This is a genomic window from Streptomyces sp. NPDC037421, from assembly GCF_055602105.1.
Genome location: NZ_JBVJWV010000041.1, coordinates 44,535 through 60,232 on the forward strand (window position 1 = coordinate 44,535; position 15,698 = coordinate 60,232).

Here is a 15,698-nt window from a genome sequence, read left to right on the forward strand (position 1 = left end):
TCACTCGGCCGCCGAAGCCGCCTCGGCGGTGACGGTGCTGCCGTCGGGGGCGGTGAGGGTGAGGGTCCGGCCCTGGACCTTCCAGGTCAGGGGGCCGCTGCCGAAGAGGGCGGTCAGGGAGCGCTCCAGCTCTCCCGCCGCGCCCTCGCACGCCATCCGGGTGGTGGTCAGCGGGCCGAAGGCCACGGTGGCGCCGTCGACGGTGGCCGGGGCGCTGAAGCGGTTGCAGCCGAGGGTGCCGCTCGCCTGCCCTTCGGGGGTGAGGGTGAAGCGGGCCTCCCGGTCGCCGGGGGCGGTGATCCCGGCGACGGAGTGCACGGTCCAGGCGGTCGCGGTGAGCGGGGCGTCCGGAACGGGCGGCGTGGCGGAGGTCCGCACGGTCAGGGTGGCGTCGCCGCGGTCCTGCCCGGCCGCGCCGCACGCGGTCAGGGCCAGTACGAGGGCCAGGGTGCCGGTCGTGAGGAGCCTGAGGGTACGCATGCCCCTGGGACGGGTCCGGCGCCCGGCCGGTTCCACGGCTCAGGCCATCAGGGGGAGGACCCCGGACAGGTCGGCCCGCTCGCCGCTGGCGCTGACCCGCGCGGCGTCCAGTTCCGCGGCCCAGCCGGTACGGCCCGTCGCGAGCCGGATCCAGGTCAGCGGGTCGGTCTCCACCACGTTCGGCGGGGTGCCGCGGGTGTGGCGGGGGCCCTCGACGCACTGGACCACCGCGAAGGGGGGCACCCGTACCTCGACGGAACCGCCGGGGGCCTTGAGCGCGAGGGCGTCGGCGAGCAGCCGCGTACAGGCCGCGAGGGCCTGCCGCTCCATCGGGATGCCGAGGCCCGCGGCGCGGTTCAGGTCGTCGGTGTGGACGACCAGCTCGACGGTCCGGGTGACCAGGAAGTCGGCCAGGGTCATGTCCCCGATCCACAGGTCCAGCACCCGGTTGCCGGGGTTGGCCTCCAGCGCCTCGGCGAGGCGGGCGCCCGCCCGCTCGTACAGTTCGGGGAGCGGGGCGCCGGTCAGGGTCTCCCGGGCGGCCTCGGAGATCTTCCCGGCGAGGGAGGCGGTGGCGAAGGGCCACTCGACGGCGGTCAGCTCGACGACGGCGGCGGGCGGCCGGGCGAGGCCGCGGGCCAGCGAGTCGGCGATCCACGCGACGTGCGCGGCGAGCTCGGCCACGCTCCACTCCCCGAGCCCGCTGGGCCGCGCGAGCTGCTCGGGGGTCAACTCCCGGACGGCTTCCGCGACGTGGCCGAACTGTGCGGTGACGGCTGCGCGGATCTTCGCCTGGTCGTAGGTACGCGGCTTCCTCTTGGCGGGCGGCATGCCCCGACCCTACTCGGGGAGGCGGAGGGCGGTGCAGCCGTGGCGGGTCGCGGTCGCGGTGGCGTAGGCCGTGAACACCTCGTCCAGTCGCGGCCCGAGCACCCGGTCGTAGCGGTAGGCCGCGGTCATGCCGAAGACGGCGGGGCGGCCGCCGCAGGTGGCGGACGCGTACACGACCCGGTCCTCGCGGCCGGCCTGGCCCGCGGCGATGTCGTGGAGCCCGCCGGTCAAGGGCTTGGCCTTCGTGCCGTCCGCGTCGTCCCCGAAGTAGGCGTGGGTCTGCAGCCACCAGGGGTTCGTGTGGAGGTCCGAGGGCCCGCCGGCCCGCACGCCCTCGGCGAGGAGCCCGGCCTCGATGCCGCGCCGCGTGTCGGTGCCGAGCGCGAGGACGCAGGACTCCTCCGTGGCGTGCTCCGCCGACGGGGTCCCGAGCGCCCGGTCGGGCAGCCGCTTGCGGTCCTGCCGACCGTGCAGGAAGGCCGCGTACCAGGCGCAACCGCCGGTCGCGCGGTCCGCGGGGCCGAGGTCCCGCCCCGGTACGGGCAGGTCGGCGGGGAGTCCGGGCGGGGTGGTCTCGCAGCCCTTGCGTTCCGCCGCCCGCACCGCCGCCGTACGGGCGATGGCGGCCAGTGCCCTGCGGTCGCGGGCGGTCGGTTCTGCGTACCGGGCGGTCGCGGTGGCCCTGAAGGAGGTCACCCCGGCCACGTCCCGACGGCACACGGCCTCGACCGTGACAGCGCGCGCGGTGTGGCTGCCGGCCCGGCCGTCGCCGAGTGGAGCGGGGAGCGGCGCGGCGATCCGGTCGGTGACGTCCGCGGTGGAGTCCCCCGGGGCCCACCGCCGGACGGGCTCGTCGTCCGGGTCGAGGACGTGCAGCCCGGGCTGGGGCAGGGAGTGGACCTTGAGGGTGAAGTACCAGGGCCGGTGCGGGTCCCCGGCGCGTCCGCTGCGCAGCCCGCAGAGGTCTGGCAGGTCGTACAGATCCAGTCGGCGCGCGTACGCGTCCTCGTCGGCCGACACCCGGTCCCGGCCTCCGTCCAGGCGCAGCACCGCGTCCGCGTCGACCAGGTCCGCGCACGCTTCCCTGATCGCCGTACGGCTCTCCGCGCGGTACTGCCCCGACCGGCAGGAGCCGTACAGGGCCCAGCCGCCGAGGAGCACACCCGCCACACCGGCGGCGCAGAACAGCGCGTTGACGGTGTTGCGCCGTCGGCCCCGGGCCGGCGCCGGTCCGCCGCCGGACGGCTCCGGTGGTGCGGACATCCGGGCCCCCAGGTCCTGCGACGACGCGACGCGGGCGACGCTACCAACCGGCGGGCCGGGCGGTCCCGGAAACGACGGGCCCCCGCCCGGAAGGGTCCGGACGGGGGCTCGGGGCGGCGGGCGCCGGGGACGATCAGGCCAGCAGGGCCGGGATCGTGGCCTCGTGGGCTTCGCGGAGCTCGGTCAGGGGGAGGGTGAACTCGCCCTGGACCTCGATCGCGTCGCCGTCGACCACGCCGATGCGGGCGGCCGGCAGGCCCCGCGCACCGCACATGTCGGTGAAGCGGAGCTCCTCGCTGCGCGGGACGGCCACGATGGCGCGGCCCGCGGACTCGGAGAACAGGAAGGTGAACGCGTCCAGGCCCTCGGGGACGACCACGCGCGCACCGTTGCCGCCCTTGAGGCAGGACTCGGTGAGCGCCTGGATGACGCCGCCGTCGGACAGGTCGTGCGCGGCGTCGATCATGCCGTCGCGCGAGGCGGAGATCAGGATCTCCCCGAGCAGCTTCTCGCGGCCCAGGTCCACCTTCGGCGGCAGGCCGCCGAGGTGGTCGTGGACGACCTGGGACCAGGCCGAGCCGCCGAACTCCTCGGCCGTGTCGCCCAGCAGGTACAGCAGCTGGCCGGCCTCCGCGAACGCCATCGGCGTACGGCGGTTGACGTCGTCGATCACGCCGAGGACCGCCACGACCGGGGTCGGGTGGATCGCGACGTCGCCCGTCTGGTTGTAGAGGGAGACGTTGCCGCCGGTCACCGGGGTGCCCAGCTCGAAGCAGCCGTCCGCGAGACCGCGGGTGGCCTCGGCGAACTGCCACATGACGCCCGGGTCCTCGGGGGAGCCGAAGTTCAGGCAGTCGGAGATCGCCAGGGGCTTGGCGCCGGTCGCGGCGACGTTGCGGTACGCCTCGGCCAGGGCCAGCTGCGCGCCCGTGTACGGGTCGAGCTTGGCGTAGCGGCCGTTGCCGTCGGTCGCCATGGCCACGCCGAGGTTGGACTCCTCGTCGATGCGGACCATGCCCGCGTCCTCGGGCTGCGACAGCACGGTGTTGCCCTGCACGAAGCGGTCGTACTGGTCGGTGACCCAGGACTTGGAGGCCTGGTTCGGGGAGGAGACCAGGGCCAGGACCTGCGCGCGGAGCTCCTCGGAGGTCTGCGGGCGGGGCAGCCTGCCCGCGTCGTCCGCCTGGAGCGCGTCCTGCCACTCGGGGCGGGCGTAGGGGCGGTTGTAGACCGGGCCCTCGTGGGCGACGGTGCCCGGGGGCACGTCCACGATCTGCTCGCCGTGCCAGAAGATCTCCAGGCGCTCGCCGTCGGTCACCTCACCGATGACGGTGGCGATGACGTCCCACTTCTCGCAGATCTCCATGAAGCGGTCGACGTGCTGCGGCTCGACGATCGCGCACATGCGCTCCTGCGACTCGCTCATGAGGATCTCCTCGGGCGAGAGCGTCGCGTCGCGCAGCGGCACGGTGTCGAGCTCGACGCGCATGCCGCCGGAGCCGGCGGAGGCCAGCTCGGAGGTGGCGCAGGACAGGCCGGCGCCGCCGAGGTCCTGGATGCCCGCGACCAGCTTCTCCTTGAAGATCTCCAGGGTGCACTCGATGAGGAGCTTCTCCTGGAAGGGGTCGCCGACCTGGACGGCGGGGCGCTTGGTGGGCTTGGTGTCGTCGAAGGTCTCGGACGCGAGGACCGAGACGCCGCCGATGCCGTCGCCGCCGGTGCGGGCGCCGTAGAGGATGACCTTGTTGCCGGGGCCGGAGGCCTTGGCGAGGTGGATGTCCTCGTGCTTCATCACGCCGATGCAGCCGGCGTTGACCAGCGGGTTGCCCTGGTAGCACTCGTCGAAGACGACCTCGCCGCCGATGTTGGGCAGGCCCAGGCAGTTGCCGTAGCCGCCGATGCCCGCGACGACGCCCGGCAGGACGCGCTTGGTGTCGGGGTGGTCGGCCGCGCCGAAGCGCAGCGGGTCGACGACGGCGACCGGGCGGGCACCCATGGCGAGGATGTCGCGGACGATGCCGCCGATGCCGGTGGCCGCGCCCTGGTAGGGCTCGATGTACGAGGGGTGGTTGTGCGACTCCACCTTGAAGGTGACCGCGTAGCCCTGGCCGACGTCGACGACGCCGGCGTTCTCGCCGATGCCGACGAGCATGGCGTCGTTCTGCGGGACCTTCTCGCCGAACTGCTTCAGGTGGACCTTGCTGCTCTTGTACGAGCAGTGCTCGGACCACATGACGGAGTACATGGCGAGCTCGGCGCCGGTGGGGCGGCGGCCGAGGATCTCGCGGATCCGGGCGTACTCGTCCTCCTTGAGGCCGAGTTCCTTCCAGGGCTGGGAGGCGTCCGGGGTCTCGGTGGCGTTCTTTACGGTGTCGAGGCTCATGCGCTGACCAGCTTCTTCAGGACCGACGTGAAGAACGGGAGGCCGTCGGTGCGGCCGGTCCCGATCAGCGGCTCGACCGCGTGCTCGGGGTGCGGCATGAGGCCGACGACGTTGCCCGCGGCGTTGGTGATGCCGGCGATGTCGCGCAGCGAGCCGTTGGGGTTCACGTCGAGGTACCGGAAGGCCACTCGGCCTTCGGCCTCCAGTTCGTCGAGCACGCGCTCGTCGGCGACGTACCGGCCGTCCATGTTCTTGAGCGGTACGGAGATCTCCTGGCCGGCGGTGTAGTCGCCGGTCCACGCGGTGTCCGCGTTCTCCACCCGCAGCTTCTGGTCGCGGCAGATGAAGTGGAGGTGGTTGTTGCGGAGCATCGCCCCCGGCAGCAGGTGGGCCTCGGTGAGGACCTGGAAGCCGTTGCAGATGCCGAGGACGGGCATGCCGGCCTTGGCCTGCTCGATGATGGTCTCCATCACCGGCGAGAACCGGGAGATGGCTCCGGCGCGCAGGTAGTCCCCGTAGGAGAAGCCGCCCGCGAGGACGACCGCGTCGACCTGGTGCAGGTCCTTGTCGCGGTGCCAGAGCGAGACCGGCTCGGCCCCCGCGAGGCGGACGGCGCGCAGCGAGTCACGGTCGTCGAGCGTTCCGGGGAACGTGACGACTCCGATGCGTGTGGTCACCGTCAGGCCTCGACCTTCACGGTGAAGTCTTCGATGACGGTGTTGGCGAGGAACGTTTCGGCCATCTTGTGGATGCGGTCGAGGGCGGCCTGGTCGACCGGTCCCTCCACCTCCAGTTCGAAACGCTTCCCCTGGCGGACGTCGGCGATCCCATCGAAGCCCAGGCGCGGCAGTGCACGCTGCACCGCCTGGCCCTGGGGGTCGAGGATCTCCGGCTTGAGCATGACGTCGACTACGACGCGTGCCACTGGCACTCCCGATGAGGTGGTTGGTGCGAAGGCGGTTCCCTCAGCGTACCCGCCCGAAATTTCTACGCGGGTAGATATCCGCGGAGTCCGGACCTCCCGCCGTTTCGGCTTCACCAACGCTTCGCAAAATCCACCGGAAAACCACGCCCCCGGGATTGCGACGGGACACGCGGGAGCAATTAACTGGGCTTCGCAATTAACCGGGAATCGCGGTACAAAGGAATCAGCCGGGATTCCCACGGTTTGACGTATTCCACCGAAACATCCACACAGGCGACATCACCGCACGTCAGCGGGCGGCGACGGCGCACGAAGGGACCGATATCCGTGGCGCAGCGCGTAGTAGTCACGATCTCCGACGACATCGATGGCGGAGAAGCGGCGGAAACGGTCACGTTCGCCCTCGACGGTAAGTCGTACGAGATCGACCTCAATGCGGCCAACGCAAAGAAACTGCGGAAGAGCCTGGCCCCCTTCGTGGCCGCCGGCCGCCGCCGGTCGCGTTCGGGGAAGACCTACAAGACGACCTCGATCGCGCCGGACCCGGCGGTCGTGCGGGCCTGGGCGCGCTCCCACGGGCACGACGTGCCGCCGCGGGGCCGCATCCCCAAGGCCGTCTACAGCGCGTACGAAGCGGCCCACTGACCGTCCGGTGGCCGCCCGGTGGCCATCGGGCGGCCGTCCGTCCGGTGGCCCGCGACCCGGATTTGCCATGCACCCCCTCCGATCGGCTAGTGTGTGGATCACGCCGAGGGGCGAGGCCGAAAGGCAAGAACCCCGAAGTCGTGCGGGTGTAGTTCAGTAGCAGAACACCCCCCTTCCAGGGGGGAGGCGCAGTGTGCAATCCCTGTCACCCGCTCTGCACGCTTTACCGGCCACGGTTGTGGATCAGGTAGAGTAGTGCTCGCATCGCAACGGCCCAGGCCGCAGCGAGATGCGGACGTAGCTCAGTTGGTAGAGCACCACCTTGCCAAGGTGGATGTCGCGCGTTCGAGTCGCGTCGTCCGCTCAGTGAACGAAGGCCCCGATCGGATTCCGATCGGGGCCTTCGTCATTTCCGCTCCCGCCCCCTTTCGGCTTTTGTGGCGCGGCTCACATCCGATGACAAATGTCATCGCGGGCGGTGACAGCGCGCACTGCTCCGCCCGCCGGTCCGCCGCGAGGCTTGAGCCATGACCACCGACACAGTGATCCAGGCAGAGGAACTGCGCCGCGGCTACGCCGGGGGCTTCGAAGCCGTCCGGGGCGTCACCTTCTCCGTGGCGCGCGGCGAGGTCTTCGCCCTGCTCGGCACCAACGGCGCCGGCAAGACCTCCACGGTCGAGCTGCTCGAAGGGCTCGCCGCCCCGACCGGCGGGCAGGTCCGCGTCTTCGGGCTCGACCCCCACACCCGGCGGGCCGAGGTCCGCCCGCGGACCGGGGTCATGCTCCAGGAGGGCGGCTTCCCCTCGGACCTGTCGGTCACCGAGACCGTCCGGATGTGGAGCGGTGTCACCACCGGCGCCCGCCCGGCGGCGGAGGTGCTGGAGCTGGTCGGACTGGCCGCTCGGGCGTCCGTACGGGTCAAGCAGCTGTCCGGGGGCGAGCGGCGGCGGCTCGACCTGGCGCTCGCCCTGCTGGGCCGGCCGGAGGTGCTCTTCCTGGACGAGCCGACCACCGGGATGGACCCCGAGGGCCGCCAGGACACCTGGGCCCTCGTACGGGAACTGCGGGCGCAGGGCACCACGGTGCTGCTGACCACGCACTACCTGGAGGAGGCCGAGCAGCTCGCGGACCGGCTCGCGATCCTGCACGAGGGGGAACTGGTCCTGTCCGGCACCCCCGAGGAGGTGACCGCGACCCGGCCGTCCCGGATCCGCTTCACCCTGCCCGACGGGGTGCCCGCGGGCCGGCTGCCGCTGGCGCTGCACGCGGCGGCCGACGGGCAGCAGGTCGAGATCCGCACCGACCGGCTCCAGCACGACCTGGGCGCCCTGCTGCGCTGGGCCGACGAGGACGGGGTGGCACTGGCCGGGCTCGACGCCCGCCACGCCTCCCTGGAGGAGGCCTTCCTGGAGATCGCCCGGAGCCGGCGCAACGCGGGCACCGGCGCTCTTGCCCACGACGAAACGATGGCGGGGACCCGATGAACACCATGACCCTGAACCCCGGCCGGCTCGCCGCACTCGGCCGCTCGGAGCTGACCCTGCTCCTGCGCAACCGGGCCGCCCTGAGCGTGGCCGTGCTGCTGCCCGCCTCGATGGTGTTCGTCCTGCGCTCCTCCGTCGGCGGGGACACCGCGGCCGCCGTCGCCGAGGCCACCCTCACCGGTGGGATCGGGATGGTGCTGCTGCTCGTCGTCTACATGAACCTGGTCTCGGCGTACGTGGCCCGCCGCGAGGAGCTCGTACTGAAGCGGCTGCGCACCGGGGAGGCCGGCGACCTGGAGATCCTCGCCGGGACGGCGCTGCCCGCCGCGGCCATCGCGCTCGCGCAGATCGCCGTGCTCACCGCGGCCGGCGCCTCGGTGCTGGGCGCGCCGATGCCCGACAACCCGGCGCTGGTGGCGGCGGGCGTGCTCGCCGCGATGCCGCTGCTCGCCGGACTGGCCGCGCTCACCAGCGCGTTCACCCGCAACGTGGAGACCGCGGGGCTGACCACGCTGCCGCTGTTCCTGGCGACGATGATCGGCTCGGGGGTGTTCGCGTCGACGGACAAGATGCCCGACATGGCGGCCTCGTTGTGCGAACTGCTGCCGCTCAGCGGCGTGATGACGCTCGTACGGGGCGGCTGGAGCGGCGGGGTGGCGGGGTACGACCTGCTGGGGGCCGCGCTCACCACGCTGGCCTGGATGATCGTCACGGTGTTTGCTGTCCAGCGGTGGTTCCGCTGGGAACCGCGACGCTGACCAGAGCGAAGAGCCGGGGGGACGGGACCGTGTCGAAGCTGACCGGGTGGTGGAAGAAGCGCAGCAGTGCGGGGAAGGTCGAGGTGTACACACGCTGGTCCTTCCACCTGTTCGTGCTCATCGAGATCGTGTCCTTCGGGCTGGTCGCCCTCGCCGGCAGCGTCAACGACTCGGAGAACAGCACCCCGGCGGCGCTGGGCGTCGCGGCCTTCCTCGTGGTCGTCGCCCACGCCGTCCTCGTCGGCTTCCTCTCGTCCAGGTCCCTGGACGCCGTGTGCGGCCGCCGCGAACGCCCGGTCCGGCTCGCGGTGGTGACGACGGCCGCCACCGTCGCGGCCGTACTGCTCTTCCTCTTCCTGCGCCGGTTCGGCAGCCTCGACGACTCCGTGGCCCCCGGCCTGGTGGTGGGGGTGACCTGCTTCGGCTGCGGATCCCTCGTCCTGGCCGTGGAGAAGGTCCAGCACATGAAGTACGTGCCCCTGGTCGCCGCGGTCGCGACCTCGGCGACCGTCGCCGCGCTTGGCCTGCCGCTGAACGAGATCATCGGCTACTTCGTCGCCGTCCTGCTGACGAGCGTCTTCCTCGCCTTCACCTGCGGGTTCTCCGGCTGGCTGCTGCGCACCGTCTACGAGCTCGACCACGCCCGGGAAGTCCAGGCGCAGTTGGCGGTCGCCGAGGAGCGGCTGCGGTTCGGGCGGGACCTGCACGACGTGATGGGCCGCAACCTGGCGGTGATCGCCCTCAAGAGCGAGCTGGCGGTACAGCTGGCCCGGCGCGAACGCCCCGAGGCCGTGGACCAGATGATCGAGGTGGAGCGGATCGCGCGCGAGTCGCAGCGGGAGGTCCGCGACGTCGTGCGCGGCTACCGGGAGGCGGACCTCGCGGTGGAGCTGGAGGGCGCGCGCGGGGTGCTGAACGCGGCCGGGATGGACTGCCGGGTCGAGTACCCGGCGGCCGCGCGGCAGCTGCCGGGCGAGGTGCAGTCGGCCCTGGGCTGGGTGGTCCGGGAGGCGACGACGAACGTCCTGCGGCACGGGGACGCGCGCAGCTGCCTGATCCGGCTCACCGCCCTGGCGGCCTCGGGCACGGTGACGCTGCTGGTGGAGAACGACGGGGTGCCCGAGACACCCGCCGGCATGCCCGGGTCCGGGCTCGCGGGGCTGCGTGAGCGGCTCGCGGCGGTGGAGGGGACCCTGCTGGCGGGGCCGGCCGAGGGCGGCCGGTTCCGGCTGCGGGCCGAGGTGCCCCTGGACACACGACGAGTGGAGGTGCGGGCGTGAGCCCCGTACGCGTACTTCTGGCCGACGACGAGCACCTGATCCGGGGCGCGCTGGCCGCGCTGCTGGGCCTGGAGGACGACCTCGTCGTCGTGGCCGAGGCGGCCTCCGGGCCGGAGGCGCTGGCGATGGCACGGGCGCACCGGCCGGACGTGGCGGTGCTGGACCTCCAGATGCCGGGCGCGGACGGTGTGAGTGTGGCCACATCGCTGCGGGCCGAACTGCCCGACTGCAAGACCATGATCGTGACCAGCCACGGGCGTCCCGGGCACCTGAAGCGGGCGCTCGCGGCGGGGGTGCGGGCCTTCGCGCCGAAGACGGTCTCGGCGCAGCGGCTGGCCGAGCTGATCCGCACCGTGCACGCCGGAGGGCGTTACGTGGACCCGGAGTTGGCGGCCGACGCGATCAGCGCGGGCGACTCCCCGCTGACGGCCCGCGAGGCGGAGGTGCTGGAACTCGCGGCGGACGGGGCCCCGATCGCGGAGATCGCGGAGCGGGCCTCGCTGTCGCAGGGGACCGTGCGCAACTACCTGTCGTCGGCGGCGACGAAACTCGGCGCGGAGAACCGGCACACGGCAGTGCGTCTCGCACGGCAGCGTGGTTGGGTATAGTGGTTCTCGCGCTACGGCGCACAGGCGGACATAGCTCAGTTGGTAGAGCACCACCTTGCCAAGGTGGATGTCGCGCGTTCGAGTCGCGTTGTCCGCTCAGTGAACGAAGGCCCCGATCGGTTGATCGGGGCCTTCGTCGTGTCAGCTCCAGGTCTGGCCGGTGAGGCGCTCGTAGGCCTCGACGTACTTGGCGCGGGTCTGCGCCACGACCTCCTGCGGGAGGACCGGCGGCGGGAGCTCGCCCTTGGAGTCCCAGCCGGAGGCCGGGGAGGCCAGCCAGTCGCGGACGTACTGCTTGTCGAACGAGGGCTGGGTGCGGCCCGGCTGCCACTGGTCGGCCGGCCAGAAGCGGGAGGAGTCCGGGGTGAGGACCTCGTCGGCGGCGACGAGCGTGCCGTCCTTGTCGAAGCCGAACTCGAACTTGGTGTCCGCCAGGATGATGCCGCGCTCGCGGGCGATGTCGCGGGCGCGCCCGTACACGGCGAGGGTGGTCTGGCGCAGCAGCGCCGCCGTCTCGGCGCCGGTGGTGCGGGCGACCTCCTCGTAGGAGACGTTCTCGTCGTGGTCGCCGACCTCGGCCTTGGCGGCCGGGGTGAAGATCGGGGCGGGCAGCTCGGAGCCGTCCACCAGGCCCTCGGGGAGGGCCAGTCCGCAGACCGTGCGGGACTGGACGTACTCCTTGAGGCCGGAGCCGGTGAGGTAGCCGCGGGCCACGCACTCGACGGGGACCATGTCGAGGCTCTTGCAGACCAGCGTGCGGCCCTCCCAGTCGGCGGGGGCGCCGGCGGGCAGGTCGGTGCCGATGACGTGGTTGGGGACCAGGTCGGCGAGCTGGTCGAACCACCAGAGGGAGAGCTGCGTCAGGATGCGGCCCTTCTCCGGGATCTCGGTGGGCAGCACCCAGTCGGCGGCGGAGATGCGGTCGCTGGCGACCATCACGAGGTTGCCGTCCTCGTCACGGTAGAGGTCGCGGACCTTGCCGGTGTGGAGGTGGGCGAGGCCGGGCACCTGCACCGGCTCGGGCTTTTCGACGAATCCGGGCACGGGGTCTCCCTGTGGTTCTGTACGAGCGCGGGACCATTCTCCCGCACGGGGTGCCGTGCCCGGGGCAGGGGGTGTGCCGGATCCGGGGCGGGCGCCTCAGTCCCGCTTGCAGATCCGGTCGAGGAGGTTCGCCGTCGCCCGCTGGACCCGCTCGTCCACGTGCCCGGGGCGGTCGAGCGCCGGGGACCAGGCGAAGGTGCCGGAGGCGAAGACCAGGGCGCCGCTCGGGGCCCGGTACAGGGAGGTCTCCTGGTGGCGCTTGGCCCCGTCGCCGTCGAGGTAGGGGGAGTGCGCGAGCAGGATGCGGTCCTGGTGCTCGGGGAGCTGGGTGCGCGGGAAGTAGCGGTCGGCCTCACCGGCCACCAGACCGTCGAGCTCGTCGTTCTCGGCGGCACCGGTGGAGTCCCAGAGCCAGTGCGTGGCGTTGCGGACGATCAGCGGCGCGGGCTCGGGGACCCGCCCCGCGTACTGGATGCCGAGCAGCTGCTGCTCGGGGCGGTCGATCTCGCGCCACAGGCTGGGACGGCCGGGGCCGCGGCGTTTTCGGCAGGTCAGGAGCCGGTCCTCGACCCCGGAGGGCGAGGGGGACAGCTCGACCTGCCAGTACATGGTGTTCGCGGAGAGGAAGACGAGGGAGGTTCCGTGGTCGCGGGCGCGCTCGACGGTGCGGCGCATGGGGACCGACCAGTACTCGTCGTGGCCGGGGAAGACCAGGCCCCGGTAGCGGGCCGGGTCGACGCGGCCCGCGTGCAGGTCGCGGGTGTCGGCGTAGGCGAGGTCGTAGCCGTAGCGCTCGGCCCAGCGGATGAAGTCGTAGGCGTGGCCCACGTGCAGGGGCAGGCCGGCGCCCGCGTAGGGGCGGTCGAAGGAGACGGTGATGGCGGCGTCGCGCTCGCCGAGCAGCCGGCCCTGCTCGTCCCAGGCGTGGTAGAGGCTGGCGCCCGTGCGGCCGTCCTCGGGGTAGAGGTTGTAGGCCTGCCAGGTGATGTCCGGGAGCAGCAGGAGGAGGTCGGCGGGGTGGTCGTCGCGGACCGTGAAGGGGATGTGGGAGCGGTAGCCGTCGGCGGTGGTGAGGACGGCCACGTAGGCGCCGATGCTCCAGTACGAGGGGACCTGGAGGCGCCAGGAGAGCCACCAGTGGTGGCAGGAGACGGTGCGGTCGGCGGTGAGCGGGGCGGGCTGGACGATGCCGGACAGCCGGGGGCTGGTGGTGATCTTGGAGGCGCCGTCGCCGCCGTAGTGGCCGATCCGGTAGACGTCGACCGAGAACTGCTGGGGCGGGTCGACGGTGATGTGGAAGTCGATGGCCTCGCCGGGGGCGACGGCTCCGGTGGAGGCGAAGCCCTTGATCTGCCGGTGGACGTCGTCGGCGGTGCGGGGGCCGCCGCCCCGGGGGTTCTGGGCGGGGATGCCGGGGTTCTGGCCGGGGGTGGCGACGGCCGGGTCCACGTACCAGGGGACGACCTGGCCGGTGTCGTCGAAGTACAGCTCGCTGCCCCGGAACCAGGGCAGGGGGCCCTGGCCGAAGGGATCGGTCACCGCGTGCGCGAGCGCACCTGACTCCCAACGCCGGATCTGGTCCGCACCCATACCGTTCCCCTCCCTCGCTCCCCCGAACGCGTTCGCTCCACTCAGGTGCGCGGCGGGATTTCGGACACCCTTCCGCGACCGGTCCCAAGCACATCACATAACGCACTCACTCCGTCACCGTTCGTCGTGAATTGACGTGACCGGAACGCGGGGAGCCGCTCGGCGCGGGTGGTGGTCCTGGGCCTCGCCCCGGGCGTCCGGGGGTGGTCCGGCCGCGGCTCAGAGGAGGCGGACGGGCTTCTCGGGGCGTACGCCCAGCTCCGCGAGCCAGTCGCGCAGGGGGGCCGGGTCCCCGTCCTCGACGAGGGAGAGCACCCGGGGGGCGAGATCCGCGCGGCGCTCGCCGTCGACCAGCAGCACGGGGCCGTCCAGCCAGTCCAGGCCGGGGCCGGCGCCGGCCGAGTCCACGGCGGCGCAGCAGACCAGGGCGGTGACGTGATCGGCGAGCAGGTCCCGGCCGCTGCGCGGGGGCTGGAGCGGGAACAGCGGCAGCGTGTCCGCGCCGCCGCGCGGCTGGGGCCTGGCGGCTCCGGCGGCGCGCTCCTCCCGGGCCAGGTCGCCGCTGAGCCGCCCGGCGAGGGCCTCCCCGGCCGCGCCGTCCCCGGCGGGGTCGGTGAGGTAGCCGAGGACCCGCTCCAGCGTCGGCCCGCCCGGGGCCGCCGGTTCGCCCAGGGCGGCCCGGTCCGCGGGGCGGGCGGGGGCGGGGCCGCCGGGGCCGCCGCTCACGGGCGTGGAGGCTTCGGCCTGGGCGGGGGCGCCCGTGGTCACGGGCACCTGCTCCGCCGGGGCCGTGGAGCCGTCCGGCCGGGGCGGGGCGCCGGCGGGCGGTGCCAGGTCCGCCGGGACGGACAGGGCGTCCAGGGCGGCGTGCAGGCGGGCCGCCTCGGTACGCCACTTCCGGTCCACGACCTCCTGCGGGTAGGCCGTCCAGTCCACGGGCGACCAGTCCGGCCCCGCCTCGGCCGGGCCGCCGTGGAACAGCCGGGCCGCCAGCAGGGAGGCGGCCTCGTCGACCACGCCGGGCTGCTCCAGCAGGTCGCAGGCGGGGCGCTCGCCGAGCCGCGAGGCGAACCCCTCGGCCAGCCGGTCCCGCCGGGACAGCTCGGTCAGGGCGGAGACCACTCCGGCGTCCAGGTGCGCCGGCCAGCGGCCCATCCGCCAGGCGGGCAGCGCGACCCGGGTCAGCAGCCGGTCCCAGCCCGCGTAGGCGAGGCCCACCTGCTCCTGGGCGACGATGCGCAGCCCGTAGTCCACACCCTGTGCACGGTCGGAGGCTGCGGCGGCCACTCCGCGCTCCATCTCGGCGGCGTCCGTCCGGCACAGCCGCAGCAGCAGCCGGGCCGGGCCGCCGATCCAGCCCAGGCCGGGCCTGCCGCCGATGTCCACCGCCGCGTCGAGCCCGCGGACGAAGCCGCGCGCGTCGGCTATGTCCGGGTGCGCGGAGGGGCCCGTACCGGCGACGACGGGCGCGAGGACGGCCCGTAGCTCCGCGACCCGCATCCACCACAGGAACGGCGAGCCGATCACCAGCACGGGGGCCGCGCCGGGCTCGGACTCCGGGCCGGTGGCCGTGCCGGTGCCGGTCCGGCGGTGGGCGGCGTGGGTGCGGTCCTCCAGCCAGCTGTCACAGTCCGGGGTCAGGGCTATCGCGGAGGGCGCGGGGACGTCCATCCGGTCGGCCAGGTCCCGGACGAGCCGGTAGAGGTCGGGCGCGGCGGCTTCCGGCAGCGGCACCGTCGGGGTCACGGCGGGACCCGCGCGCAGCACCACCGCGCCGAATATCCCGCCCGCCAGCAGCACCAGCGCGGCCACCGAGCAGACGGCCAGGGTCACCGCCGGCCAGGGGTCACCGGCCAGCCGGCCCGTCATCCGGGCGGCGACGAGCACCACCGCGAGGGCGGCGGGCAGCAGCACGGCGGCCATGGCCCTGCTGCGGACCCGCAGCACGGCGAGGGCCCGCGAACGCGCGGACGGCGCGCCCACTTCTGCGATCGAACCGGTTCCGGACACGGCCGGACCTCACCCCCTCTGCCCTGCGGCGGCTTTGCTCACTCCCCCACTGTGACACCCGCCACTGACATCGCAATGCCGGTGGGCCATGTGCCGGAATGCTTGCGCCGCACCCTAGTTGGGGCGGGGGCGGACGTCAGGCAGTCCGGGTGACGATCACCCGATGGAATGGCTTTGGGTAAAGCTGGCAGCGTTCGAAGGCGGCCGGATGCAGTCGCACGCGTACGCACGCGCGGGGGCGGGGGGGGGGGGGGGGGGGCGGGGGGGGAGGGGGGGGGGGGGGGGGGGGGGGGGGGGGGGGGGGTGGCTGGGGGGGGGGGGGGGGGGGGGGGGGGGGGGGGGGCCCCGCCCCCCCCCCCCCAAACCGGCCCTGAGACCGCCCAGCCGGCACCCCGCT

14 protein-coding genes and 3 tRNA genes are annotated in these 15,698 nt (G+C 73.5%); 8 read left to right on the plus strand and 9 right to left on the minus strand.

Annotated elements, in window-relative coordinates:
- From ACZ7IF_RS34865 to purS, 6 genes are all read right to left on the minus strand, one after another.
- On the minus strand, positions 1-480 hold the full coding sequence (locus tag ACZ7IF_RS34865; protein WP_470980074.1) for an META domain-containing protein: 480 nt from the start codon (positions 478-480) through the stop codon (positions 1-3).
- A 39-nt stretch (positions 481-519) separates the two neighbouring features.
- The gene (locus ACZ7IF_RS34870; RefSeq protein WP_470980077.1) at positions 520-1,311 is read right to left on the minus strand and encodes a maleylpyruvate isomerase family mycothiol-dependent enzyme; all 792 of its coding nucleotides are present in this window, start codon (positions 1,309-1,311) and stop codon (positions 520-522) included.
- 9 nt (positions 1,312-1,320) lie between these two features.
- On the minus strand, positions 1,321-2,574 hold the full coding sequence (locus ACZ7IF_RS34875; protein ID WP_470980080.1) for a hypothetical protein: 1,254 nt from the start codon (positions 2,572-2,574) through the stop codon (positions 1,321-1,323).
- Positions 2,575-2,707: 133 nt separating this feature from the next.
- The gene (gene purL / locus ACZ7IF_RS34880; protein WP_470980083.1) at positions 2,708-4,957 is read right to left on the minus strand and encodes a phosphoribosylformylglycinamidine synthase subunit PurL; all 2,250 of its coding nucleotides are present in this window, start codon (positions 4,955-4,957) and stop codon (positions 2,708-2,710) included.
- On the minus strand, positions 4,954-5,634 hold the full coding sequence (gene purQ / locus ACZ7IF_RS34885) for a phosphoribosylformylglycinamidine synthase subunit PurQ (RefSeq protein ID WP_470980086.1): 681 nt from the start codon (positions 5,632-5,634) through the stop codon (positions 4,954-4,956). Before purQ ends, purL begins: the two co-directional genes overlap by 4 nt.
- A gap of 2 nt (positions 5,635-5,636) precedes the next feature.
- Positions 5,637-5,882 (minus strand): phosphoribosylformylglycinamidine synthase subunit PurS, encoded by a 246-nt coding sequence (gene purS, locus ACZ7IF_RS34890; RefSeq protein WP_042801325.1) that lies wholly within the window; start codon positions 5,880-5,882, stop codon positions 5,637-5,639.
- Between the two features lie 327 nt (positions 5,883-6,209).
- Between purS and ACZ7IF_RS34895 the strand changes: the two genes are divergently transcribed.
- The 8 genes from ACZ7IF_RS34895 (at position 6,210) to ACZ7IF_RS34930 (ending at position 10,754) form a co-directional block, all read left to right on the plus strand.
- Positions 6,210-6,527 carry a histone-like nucleoid-structuring protein Lsr2 gene (locus ACZ7IF_RS34895; protein WP_470980088.1) on the plus strand — a complete coding sequence of 106 codons (318 nt, stop codon included), beginning with the start codon at positions 6,210-6,212 and terminating at the stop codon, positions 6,525-6,527.
- Positions 6,528-6,669: 142 nt separating this feature from the next.
- Positions 6,670-6,741: transfer RNA gene (locus ACZ7IF_RS34900), tRNA-Gly, on the plus strand.
- Between the two features lie 77 nt (positions 6,742-6,818).
- Positions 6,819-6,891 (plus strand) — tRNA-Gly (locus tag ACZ7IF_RS34905).
- 163 nt (positions 6,892-7,054) lie between these two features.
- Positions 7,055-8,011, plus strand: coding sequence for an ABC transporter ATP-binding protein (locus ACZ7IF_RS34910; protein WP_470980091.1), 957 nt, complete (start codon positions 7,055-7,057; stop codon positions 8,009-8,011).
- Entirely contained in the window at positions 8,008-8,769 is a 762-nt protein-coding gene (locus ACZ7IF_RS34915) for an ABC transporter permease (protein WP_470980094.1), read from the plus strand. Before ACZ7IF_RS34910 ends, ACZ7IF_RS34915 begins: the two co-directional genes overlap by 4 nt.
- A gap of 29 nt (positions 8,770-8,798) precedes the next feature.
- Complete coding sequence (locus ACZ7IF_RS34920; RefSeq protein WP_470980097.1) at positions 8,799-10,049, plus strand: sensor histidine kinase; 1,251 nt, start codon at positions 8,799-8,801, stop codon at positions 10,047-10,049.
- Entirely contained in the window at positions 10,046-10,657 is a 612-nt protein-coding gene (locus ACZ7IF_RS34925) for a response regulator transcription factor (RefSeq protein ID WP_007265383.1), read from the plus strand. The genes ACZ7IF_RS34920 and ACZ7IF_RS34925 overlap by 4 nt, the downstream gene beginning before the upstream one ends.
- Before the next feature lie 24 nt (positions 10,658-10,681).
- Positions 10,682-10,754, plus strand: a tRNA-Gly gene (locus tag ACZ7IF_RS34930).
- A 44-nt stretch (positions 10,755-10,798) separates the two neighbouring features.
- On the opposite strand, the gene ACZ7IF_RS34935 is transcribed toward ACZ7IF_RS34930, so the two are convergent.
- The 3 genes from ACZ7IF_RS34935 to ACZ7IF_RS34945 form a co-directional block, all read right to left on the minus strand.
- Positions 10,799-11,701, minus strand: a complete 903-nt coding sequence (locus tag ACZ7IF_RS34935) for a phosphoribosylaminoimidazolesuccinocarboxamide synthase (protein WP_470980100.1) — start codon at positions 11,699-11,701, stop codon at positions 10,799-10,801.
- 96 nt (positions 11,702-11,797) lie between these two features.
- Positions 11,798-13,291 (minus strand): N,N-dimethylformamidase beta subunit family domain-containing protein, encoded by a 1,494-nt coding sequence (locus ACZ7IF_RS34940; RefSeq protein WP_470980103.1) that lies wholly within the window; start codon positions 13,289-13,291, stop codon positions 11,798-11,800.
- A gap of 219 nt (positions 13,292-13,510) precedes the next feature.
- Positions 13,511-15,301: a M48 family metalloprotease gene (locus tag ACZ7IF_RS34945; RefSeq protein WP_470980106.1), complete on the minus strand. Its 1,791-nt coding sequence runs from the start codon at positions 15,299-15,301 to the stop codon at positions 13,511-13,513.
- Positions 15,302-15,698 lie beyond the last annotated feature (397 nt).

Excerpts from the sequence above, each read along its gene's own strand:
- ACZ7IF_RS34910 (WP_470980091.1), top strand. The coding sequence starts at position 7,055 with ATGACCACCGACACAGTGATCCAGGCAGAGGAACTGCGCCGCGGCTAC.
- ACZ7IF_RS34915 (WP_470980094.1), top strand. The coding sequence starts at position 8,008 with ATGAACACCATGACCCTGAACCCCGGCCGGCTCGCCGCACTCGGCCGC.
- ACZ7IF_RS34940 (WP_470980103.1), bottom strand. The coding sequence starts at position 13,291 with ATGGGTGCGGACCAGATCCGGCGTTGGGAGTCAGGTGCGCTCGCGCAC.
- ACZ7IF_RS34875 (WP_470980080.1), bottom strand. The coding sequence starts at position 2,574 with ATGTCCGCACCACCGGAGCCGTCCGGCGGCGGACCGGCGCCGGCCCGG.
- ACZ7IF_RS34865 (WP_470980074.1), bottom strand. The coding sequence starts at position 480 with ATGCGTACCCTCAGGCTCCTCACGACCGGCACCCTGGCCCTCGTACTG.
- ACZ7IF_RS34870 (WP_470980077.1), bottom strand. The coding sequence starts at position 1,311 with ATGCCGCCCGCCAAGAGGAAGCCGCGTACCTACGACCAGGCGAAGATC.
- purL (WP_470980083.1), bottom strand. The coding sequence starts at position 4,957 with ATGAGCCTCGACACCGTAAAGAACGCCACCGAGACCCCGGACGCCTCC.